Origin of the sequence: Nostoc sp. (genome assembly GCF_035638895.1) — a bacterium.
Taxonomy (GTDB): domain Bacteria; phylum Cyanobacteriota; class Cyanobacteriia; order Cyanobacteriales; family Nostocaceae; genus Nostoc.
Genome location: NZ_DASQZC010000713.1, coordinates 1 through 8,299 on the forward strand (window position 1 = coordinate 1; position 8,299 = coordinate 8,299).

The following is an 8,299-nucleotide window of genomic DNA, read 5'->3' on the forward strand; positions in this document are numbered from 1 at the left end:
ATCCGGCAGTGCCGCCCGAGGCAATCGGGATCGGATTGACAAAGGCGGAATGTGGGCTCAAAAAGGATCAGACATTGATCCGCCGTGAACCAAAGATGGGAACAAAATATGCAGGAAATCCTGGCCCAATCGATCCGGGAGTGGCTGGAAGCCAAGCCCAATAGGAGTCTCAGAATGCTCGCGCGCCTGACCTCCATCAGCTACTCATCCGTAAGACGCGCAGCCGAAGGAGGGGGCGAGCAGACGCAGGAGATCGTTTTACCATTGGCCGGGTTTGTCATGAACCCCGGTCGGCTGAGAGAGTTCATCCGCGCGCACTTCCCGGCCCTTGAGAAAGCCATTCTCGACGTCTACTATCCGGCGAATGAGTCCGATGACATCATCGACTTCCTCCTTTCTGAAGAGCATTCGGCGATAATGATGCTTGCGAGCAGCAGGCAGGGCACGAGCCGTGAGGAGGTCGTCTCACTTCTTGGTGACGTCTCTGCCGACCACTTTGATGATATTAACGCTGCCGATGTTCTCACTGAAAAAGACGGAAGGCTATACCTAGAGCGGGATATCGGAGGGATCTCGATTCATCAGGGAAGAAAACTTCTCGCTCTGATCGCAAAATCCTGCGCAAGAAAAAATGACTCCACACCGTTTGCATCATACGCAAATGCTGGCTGGGAAAGCCTCACGCCTGAAGCTGCCAAGGACGTGTACCGAATCATGGAGCGCACCGGGAAGGAATTACACGAGATTGCATCGAGGCCCGAAAACAGAGGCGATGTGCTCGTGGCGTTTGGTATGCTGCACAATGTAATCAAAGGGGCGGATAAGCTATGAAAAAAATCCTCACAGTTTTTCTTATCGTGACAGCAGCAAAAGCGCTTGCGGGCGTTTCCATTGGTGGCGGCAGCGGATCATCGAAAGCCGCGACTGAGCTGACATCCGTGGCCTTCAGCCTCGACCGCCTGCCTGCGATCCATGTGGACGCGGAAACGCTGCGCCGCGCTGAAGCACGGCTTTCAACCCTTGGCATGGAGACGGTGGAAATGCCCGTTGAAGGCTCGCCCGTGAGCGTGAGAAAGCTCAGTTCTGCAGTGGTTGATACCGAAATCACGAGGCGCTTTATTTCAGATTAATAATATGGGCCGGGGCACGCCCTCCACACACACCCTCAAGAGCAGGTTATAGGCCCAAATTCATGCCCGGTGATAGCGGAAGCTACGAGTGGGGAACAGTGGACTGCGAGCACTGCAAAATCACTGAGTACGATGAGAATACCGATGGAGGTTGATGAGCAGGGCTTCAGGTGCCCACGCTTACTGCTAAAGCCCGACAGGAGTTCTGGTTTATTGCCCGTGATTTTTGGTGGTCTATTCCTTGAAAGTACTGATAGCTTTACCTATGCGGCTGACAAGACTCTTGTCAGCCTTGCTTATTTTGTCCTCCAACTCTTCCTTTGCCGCTTTTAGCATTTTCACTTCAGATTCAAGATGAGACATGGCCTCGATTTTATCCAGAAGGCGCTCCCGCTCGGATTTGAGTTGGAGGCTTGCAACTATGGAAAACACCAGAACCCTGTCCCCTGCTGTCTCCTTGCCAAGTGTGGCAAGGTTGTCGAGGTAATCGCGTGTAAGCTGTTTGGCTTTTTCATGACTCTCTGCCAGCGCTGATCAATTAAAGGCCAACGGCCCCAGTATGTATCGTCTGACATCAGTACTTCTCGCTTTCGGAGTGAGAGGCGAAGTGTCGGAAGACACGTCACAGCAAGGGGATAGACGAGCTAATCGGAAGACGGTATAAGCTACCGACCCAAAGCCAGTTAAGGCCTTTGTAAAAGAGGGATAGGTAAATGGACTTGAACACTTTCAACAGAGCCTACAACAGAGCTTCAGTTTTCATGTTGGTTTGTGGAGTTGCTAATATCTGCAGTCTGTATCTCGCCAACAAACCTGAATCACTGGATAGTTTTCTTAATGCGAACTCCGGAACGGTGTTCACATGGGGCGGTGTTGTGCTTTGGATGGTCGTTGTGAAAGCTATAATTTTTGCTACTAAAAAAGGTTGGACAAAATGATTTACAAATTACTTGTTGCAATCGCATTGATCGGTATCGGTAATCAGGCACGCGCCGACAATAGGTTCTGGAGCGGCGGCTATACGGGCTCTAGCGGCGGTGGAAGTACCGCTAGCTTGGGTACCGGCGGCTCCGCACCTCATGTTCGCGGTGAAACTTATAAATGTCGTAATGCCAAGACTGGTTCTAAAGCCGACGGATACTATTACCAAACCATTTGTGGCTGGAGTTGACATAGTTAGCTTACTTAACACTAAAGCCTCAGACTTATACCCTCTGGGGCTTTTTATTTCTTGCCTCTGTTTTTTCATTTGTTTCAAACAAGCTTTGATTTTATCCAGCGGCTGACACCTCCCAGGCCACCCCCAGCAAGGTGAGCTCTTAACTCAGCCTCCAGTTTCCTCACTTCACCCTGGGCCTCTTTCAGATCCGTCCGTAACTCGTCGATCATGCGATCCTTGGCCGCAAGTTGATCCTGTAAGTACTCCAGCATATGTCCCCCTCTACTATCGGGGGTGGTATCAGGGGGCCTGACTTTACTTACCCCCCTTACTTTAGGGGTCTCTTTCCCCGCAAGATATCCCATCAATGATTCCCTTGGAATCCGGTACTCGCCCTTTGAACCCCGCTCCACATCTGGTACCTCATCAACCCACTTTCGCATTGTGACCGGAGTAACCCCCGCAAGTTTTGCTGCCTGTGCCAGGGATAAAATATCGCCCATTATTGCCCCCCTATATTGGGGGCAAGTATACCCCCGTTACTTGCGGGGGTATATCGGGGGTATAACCAGTGTAGTTCAGAAGGGGGGTCACATGGGGTACAGCGAAGTTCTTCTGGCCAATTCCAGAGCCTGTCGTCCCCAATAGGAAACCCCTCCTGGCTACGCCGCCGCGAGTGCGGCAGCTTCGCAGGAATTCCGTGCCGGAATTCTCACACACTCCTCACCTGAAGGTGCTCTCCATATCAGCCGCAAGCGTCTGAGAGGACGAGGCTCTGCATTGCTTTAACGACCTGAAATTCGTCTCACTAAATCTCACGAAATCGTGAGATTTCTCACGATGAATGGGTAAACCCCTGAAACCCGGTGTTGAAATTTGATTCGAGCGGCGCAGGCCCAAAACTTCCCCTCCAGCCTCTCCAGTTTGTTGATCCAGGATTTTTACTCATGCCGCAGGCATGGATTTCGGGTCCGGGTGTCCCGGTCAGGGAACGTAGTGACCGGCAGCTGCCCTTGGCACCGGGGGGTGTTCGGAGTTGAGGTCTTTGCGGCGAACAGGTGTTTGACCAGGACGACGCACATAATCGCCCTATTCAAGAGCGGCTTTGGTCTTTTGCTTTTTTCTTGGCTCTGAGGATCGCAAAAAGTGGTCCTGGAGCTTCGAAATGATATTGAAGCGGGGATTGCCTGGTCTGGTAGTGGAATTCGATCTCAGGGCCAAAAACGTAGCGACGGCGTGAGTCTCTCGAGTCAGTGCGTCTTGTTGGTGATGATTTGGCCCTGCTCTACAGGGAACCAGGTCAAGTATACGTGCATCGAATAATGATTGGGGCGATGGTATGAAGCCAGACGGCTATCTTCGCCTCGCTTTCTCCATTCTTGCGCATCGTCCTGACCCGTCGTTTGTACGAGGCTCGATATTTTGGGTCTTCAACCCTTGCAATGAAATGGTCATTTCGGCGGGCTTGTTCGCTTTCTGGCAGTTGCATTCAGAACTCCGTCATATCGCGCGAAATCGTGTTTTTTTGGCTTGGTTTTGGGTCCTGTATTACTATCCTTGATACTTAAGAAACTTCTTCAACGCCTGAAAATAAATCTTCGCTTAGAGCCACATGGTTTTGCTGGGATTTTCAGGGTAAGGGGGGCTTGCGAGGGGTTTTCGCCGGGGTTATTTTGAAATTGCGACATTTTTAAATAACCCGGTTTCCCCAAGGAGAGCCAAGGAATGGCTTCCTCATTTTCAATCGTGCCCACGATTGCGCCCGGTGTCAACGGCGCTTCTTCAAAATCAAAGAAGAAAGCTGACTTACCGAGGCTTTCCGAGCTTTCCCCCGATGATAAGCCGTGGGATACTCACGGTCAGAATAGCCAGAGTCTCATGTGCGTATTTTCGGAAGGGGATGACTGGCAGCAGCGAAAATCCGAGCGCATGGAATGGTGTGGGCGGCGTTTGACTTTCGCCGTCTCACAAGAAGGGCGGCACAAGTTGAAGTCAGCGCAGTTCTGCCGAATCCGTCTTTGTCCCCGCTGTGTCTGGCGGCGGTCGCTCGCATGGAAGGCCCGCTGGTATCAGGCCTGGCCTGAAATTCAAAAGATCGCACCGAAAGCCCGCTACTTCCATCTGGTCCTGACTGTTCCGAACGTCCCGGTTACGGAGCTGCGCGACACCATCCTGAAGATGTCCAATGCCTGGAAACGTATGGTCAGCCGCAAGACTTGGCCTGCTCTTGGTTTTGTGCGTGCGACCGAGGTCACCATTGAGAAGGACCGCGAAGGCTATGTCCATCCTCACTTTCATTGTCTAGTTATGGTAAGTACCTCATATTTTTCCAAACGCTACATGACTGCCGAGGACTGGAGAGCTTACTGGGCCAAGGGCCTGGGTGTTGAGCCTGAGACTTTGACCAAACCTTACATTCGAGCGGTTGACCCCAAGGGGGGAGTGGACGCCGTCGCCGCTGCCGTGAAGGAGGTGTTCAAGTATGCGGTCAAGGGCATCGGAATGAACCCGGATGATGATGGCTCATGGGTTCCAACGCTTCTCGAAATGGACCGGCAGCTCAAGGGCACCCAGGCGACCAGCCTCGGGGGCCTTATCCGGGAGGTCTTCCGGGGGAATGAGGACATCTCCGAAGAGGAGATGATGGCCCATAAGGACGACCCTGATTTCGAGGCCGAGCAGTACTGGGAATACGTCTGGAACTTTGTCGACCGCTGGTATGAGAGGAGCCGGATCCTCGGCGCTGAGGAGACGGCCGCCCTGAAGGCAAAGGACGAGGAGCGGGATCAGAAAAAGGCCGCACATGCAGCCCCACTTCCAGAGCCGATTCGGGCTGACGAGGGGACCAGAACGGACTGGGATTTGAACCGAACCGGGCTTCGCCTTATGGCCGAGGATCTGGTCCCGGAAAGGGCGAAAAAGACCCGAAAGCGGAGGGCAGAAAGGCGCTCAGAGCTGGATGACAGCAGCTGAAGAGTTCTGCAAGCAATGCAAGCATGAATGATTTGCGGGCGGGGCTTTTTTTTCGGCTGCCGGTGTGGGGCTAGCGGGGGTCAAAGCCGGCCTCTTTCAAGGCCGCCTGCAGCTCATGAAGGGCCTTTTCAGTGGCATCCTTTTCAGCCGGGTGCGCGTAGCGGACAAGGGCGTCATGGTCCAGCTTTTCTACAAAGCAGGCGAGAGCCGCCGCGCGATCGGTGGTCAGGAATAAATTCACTTGGGTTTCTTCCATGGGAGTGTCCTGCTGGTTGGGCTTGGCCGCCTGCAGCTCATGAAGAGCCTTCTCAGTGGCATCCTTTTCAGCCGGGTGCGCGTAGCGGACGAGGGCGTCATGGTCCAGCTTTTCTACAAAGCAGGCGAGAGCCGCCGCGCGATTGTGGGTCAGGAGTAAATGCAGTTGGGTTTCTTCCATGGGGGCTCTCTCCTGGTTGGGCCTGGTCAAGGGTCTTACTTCCATTTTTTGGGTCCGGTTTTGGGAAAGGCCGCCTGTATGTGGCGGCAGAACTGGGAATAGGACATTGTTATGCGGCCGCTCTCTGTAAGACCCTTCCAGATTGTGGTCATGGTGTAGCCCTGGTCAAGATGGCTTTTTATCTGGTCCTTGAGTTCCAGGAACTGGACGCGATGAGTGGGTATCAGTTGAAGTTCCCCGGTCATGACTTACCTCCCAAGCCCGGTCTTACCAGACAATGCGAACCAATGCGAATAATTGCGAATAAGTGTCACTTCTGGTCATAAGAATCACACTTTTTGCGAAAAGATGCGAAAAAGCGGCGATTCGCGCGAAGTGTACAAGGTTGACAAAGAATGGCGTCAAATCTCAGGGCAAGATGTGTAAATGTAATACCGCCGCTCCGCGACGGCCTTACATTTACGGTCAACTTATTCGGCGCTGCCTCAACGTGTGACCTCCACCCCGGAAATGAAATTGGGTGATGGTTGAGCAAAAAAGAAGACAGGAAGACAAACAGGATATCGGACACACCTGACCCACTGAAGTGAGCGCAACCCCCTGCCAACACACAGCCGTCTGTCACCCATTGAGTGACAAGATGTCACTCTTTGTCACCCATGAAGCAAAGAAAGGAAATGATGTTCAATCCCTGCTTGGGAGTGACAAGAGGTGACACAGGGACCGTATTTTAAACCGTTCTATTTTGGACGGGAAAAACAGCGGAATCTGGGAACGCATAAACCGCTCTGCGGGTGGCGTTCATTTTTCGGGCTGGCGGGGTTTTTTTAATCACCCGATGAGTGTTGACGCTGGAGTCCGGGGGCCGACAGCAGGCGGCCTCTGCTTCCGTGCAACCCGTGTGAACCAGAGCGTCAGCGGAAGGGCAATCAAGGTAACGGCTGCAAAGAAGCAGATGGTGCCGACAGAAATATCCCGGTTGATACCTCCCCGCTGGTTTAACATTACGCACAAATTCAAGACAAAGTGAACCGCGATTGACCCAACCAGTCCGTGCCTTAGGAAGGCAATCCCACAGAATAAACCAATGACAAAGGTGGGTAACAGACTTAAAAGTCCTGGTTCGGTATAGCCGTATAAGAGAGCCCCCACGAGATGGAACCCTGCAAAGATCACGCTTGAGATTACAATAGCCGGTGCCGATGTCACAATCATGAGAAGAGCACTAAGGATGATCCACCTAAAAAAAACCTCCTCCTTTGCCACCTCAAGCAACACTTTTGCAGCATTTTCTGAAACGCTTAGTAAAGATGGCACTAAAGCCGATCCAGGCTCAACCCCAGGTTCGCCAATTGAAGTGTGATAGGTTTTTCCGAAGACTTCTATTTGAACATAATTCATGAAAGAGCTGGATGCGATCATTCCGAAAATCAAGCTGGCAGTGATCAAAATTTCCCGAAAACGGAACCGTTTCCTGTTGGGCTGTTTGATCAAAGCAGTTTTCCACAAAGTCAAAGCTACACACAGGGCCAGAGTAAACGACGCAACCGAAGGACCAAAGCCCTCGTCCCATCCGGATTTGGCTCGGATGGTCATGGCAAGGATGATCAAAATAATTGTGCCGAGAACTACGCCCGCGTGTTTCATCCTGGAAATTCCTCTTAGCGCCCACCGATCTGCCGGAGCTGCGAGAGCAGCTCTTCTTTTGATTCAAATACTATGGTGAAACTCTGATCGTCGATCACTGAAGCATAATATCCACTGGGCTCTGCATAGTAGTGCTTCGGATTATACTTCGGTTCAATGACAGCCATCGTATAAGCCCACTTCTCAACGCCATCAGTGGGATCAGTGAAAAGCTCAAACTTATGCTGTGTGCATGGAACGTTATTAGGGTTTAGCGGTCCCCCTGCCTGGCAGTTTTGAGTTTCCGTCTCAGTTACAGTGCCGTCCTCGTTTTGGGTTGTGGACTTGGAAAAACTGGTCTGGCCGCCACCTAGCAAATTGTCCGTCAGGTTCATGAGGAAGTCCCATACATTACTTTGCTTTGCCGGATCTTTGGTCTGAATAGCGTCACTGAATTGAGTCTGCTGCTGCTCACGAGTCTGCTGTTCCTGCCGGGCTCTTTGCTCTGCCGCGCGCTTTGTAGCAGCTTTTAAAGAGGCAGCCGTTAGCGATGCCGTGCCTGCGCTGGCACCAGACGCACCGGCGAAACCTGCAACAAGGCCAAGCCCACCAGGAAGCACGCCGCAACACTCACTTGGTGCAGTGACTTCCATATGCTCTCCCTCTTCTTCGGCGAAACCTTCTGACGCGATGGATAGTGCAACCAGGATCATAAATTTTTTCATAAGTCGTCCTAACGTCGTAATTAAAAACGATAGATCTCAATGGCCCACTGCGCATGAAACCCATGATATAACCACAAAAGAGCGCTCTGTGCAATTCACTTAGGTTTTAATCCGGCAGTGCCGCCCGAGGCAATCGGGATCGGATTGACAAAGGCGGAATGTGGGCTCAAAAAGGATCAGACATTGATCCGCCGTGAACCAAAGATGGGAACAAAATATGCAGGAAATCCTGGCCCAATCGATCCGGGAG

General features: G+C 52.2%; 10 protein-coding genes. 3 read left to right on the forward strand and 7 right to left on the reverse strand.

The genetic code is table 11. The features are described 5' to 3' along the window. The first annotated feature begins 108 nt into the window (after nt 1-108). Together VE944_RS33730 and VE944_RS33735 are read left to right on the forward strand one after the other, a co-directional pair. On the forward strand, nt 109-831 hold the full coding sequence (locus tag VE944_RS33730; RefSeq protein WP_324988067.1) for a hypothetical protein: 723 nt from the start codon (nt 109-111) through the stop codon (nt 829-831). Next, nucleotides 828-1,130, forward strand: a complete 303-nt coding sequence (locus VE944_RS33735; protein WP_324988069.1) for a hypothetical protein — start codon at nt 828-830, stop codon at nt 1,128-1,130. Before VE944_RS33730 ends, VE944_RS33735 begins: the two co-directional genes overlap by 4 nt. A gap of 234 nt (nt 1,131-1,364) precedes the next feature. On the opposite strand, the gene VE944_RS33740 is transcribed toward VE944_RS33735, so the two are convergent. The 3 genes from VE944_RS33740 to VE944_RS33750 all read right to left on the reverse strand — a co-directional run bounded on the left by VE944_RS33740 (nt 1,365) and on the right by VE944_RS33750 (nt 2,792). Continuing rightward, nucleotides 1,365-1,562: a hypothetical protein gene (locus VE944_RS33740; protein WP_324988072.1), complete on the reverse strand. Its 198-nt coding sequence runs from the start codon at nt 1,560-1,562 to the stop codon at nt 1,365-1,367. A 514-nt stretch (nt 1,563-2,076) separates the two neighbouring features. Further along, the gene (locus VE944_RS33745; RefSeq protein ID WP_324988075.1) at nt 2,077-2,379 is read right to left on the reverse strand and encodes a hypothetical protein; all 303 of its coding nucleotides are present in this window, start codon (nt 2,377-2,379) and stop codon (nt 2,077-2,079) included. Nucleotides 2,380-2,384: 5 nt separating this feature from the next. After that, complete coding sequence (locus tag VE944_RS33750) at nt 2,385-2,792, reverse strand: MerR family transcriptional regulator (protein WP_324988078.1); 408 nt, start codon at nt 2,790-2,792, stop codon at nt 2,385-2,387. 1,222 nt (nt 2,793-4,014) lie between these two features. On the opposite strand from VE944_RS33750, the gene VE944_RS33755 reads away from it, so the two are divergent. Continuing rightward, complete coding sequence (locus VE944_RS33755; RefSeq protein ID WP_324988080.1) at nt 4,015-5,262, forward strand: protein rep; 1,248 nt, start codon at nt 4,015-4,017, stop codon at nt 5,260-5,262. Between the two features lie 70 nt (nt 5,263-5,332). On the opposite strand, the gene VE944_RS33760 is transcribed toward VE944_RS33755, so the two are convergent. The 4 genes from VE944_RS33760 to VE944_RS33770 form a co-directional block, all read right to left on the reverse strand. Next, the gene (locus VE944_RS33760; RefSeq protein WP_324988083.1) at nt 5,333-5,698 is read right to left on the reverse strand and encodes a DUF7706 family protein; all 366 of its coding nucleotides are present in this window, start codon (nt 5,696-5,698) and stop codon (nt 5,333-5,335) included. A 35-nt stretch (nt 5,699-5,733) separates the two neighbouring features. Next, the gene (locus VE944_RS34295) at nt 5,734-5,943 is read right to left on the reverse strand and encodes a TraK family protein (protein WP_414690190.1); all 210 of its coding nucleotides are present in this window, start codon (nt 5,941-5,943) and stop codon (nt 5,734-5,736) included. 586 nt (nt 5,944-6,529) lie between these two features. Further along, nucleotides 6,530-7,345 carry a CPBP family intramembrane glutamic endopeptidase gene (locus VE944_RS33765; RefSeq protein ID WP_324988085.1) on the reverse strand — a complete coding sequence of 272 codons (816 nt, stop codon included), beginning with the start codon at nt 7,343-7,345 and terminating at the stop codon, nt 6,530-6,532. Between the two features lie 14 nt (nt 7,346-7,359). Continuing rightward, entirely contained in the window at nt 7,360-8,049 is a 690-nt protein-coding gene (locus VE944_RS33770) for a hypothetical protein (RefSeq protein ID WP_324988088.1), read from the reverse strand. Between the last annotated feature and the right edge of the window lie 250 nt (nt 8,050-8,299).

Excerpts from the sequence above, each read along its gene's own strand:
- VE944_RS33735 (WP_324988069.1), top strand. The coding sequence starts at position 828 with ATGAAAAAAATCCTCACAGTTTTTCTTATCGTGACAGCAGCAAAAGCG.
- VE944_RS33755 (WP_324988080.1), top strand. The coding sequence starts at position 4,015 with ATGGCTTCCTCATTTTCAATCGTGCCCACGATTGCGCCCGGTGTCAAC.
- VE944_RS33770 (WP_324988088.1), bottom strand. The coding sequence starts at position 8,049 with ATGAAAAAATTTATGATCCTGGTTGCACTATCCATCGCGTCAGAAGGT.
- VE944_RS33760 (WP_324988083.1), bottom strand. The coding sequence starts at position 5,698 with ATGGAAGAAACCCAACTGCATTTACTCCTGACCCACAATCGCGCGGCG.
- VE944_RS33750 (WP_324988078.1), bottom strand. The coding sequence starts at position 2,792 with ATGGGCGATATTTTATCCCTGGCACAGGCAGCAAAACTTGCGGGGGTT.
- VE944_RS33745 (WP_324988075.1), bottom strand. The coding sequence starts at position 2,379 with ATGAAAAAACAGAGGCAAGAAATAAAAAGCCCCAGAGGGTATAAGTCT.
- VE944_RS33730 (WP_324988067.1), top strand. The coding sequence starts at position 109 with ATGCAGGAAATCCTGGCCCAATCGATCCGGGAGTGGCTGGAAGCCAAG.
- VE944_RS33765 (WP_324988085.1), bottom strand. The coding sequence starts at position 7,345 with ATGAAACACGCGGGCGTAGTTCTCGGCACAATTATTTTGATCATCCTT.
- VE944_RS34295 (WP_414690190.1), bottom strand. The coding sequence starts at position 5,943 with ATGACCGGGGAACTTCAACTGATACCCACTCATCGCGTCCAGTTCCTG.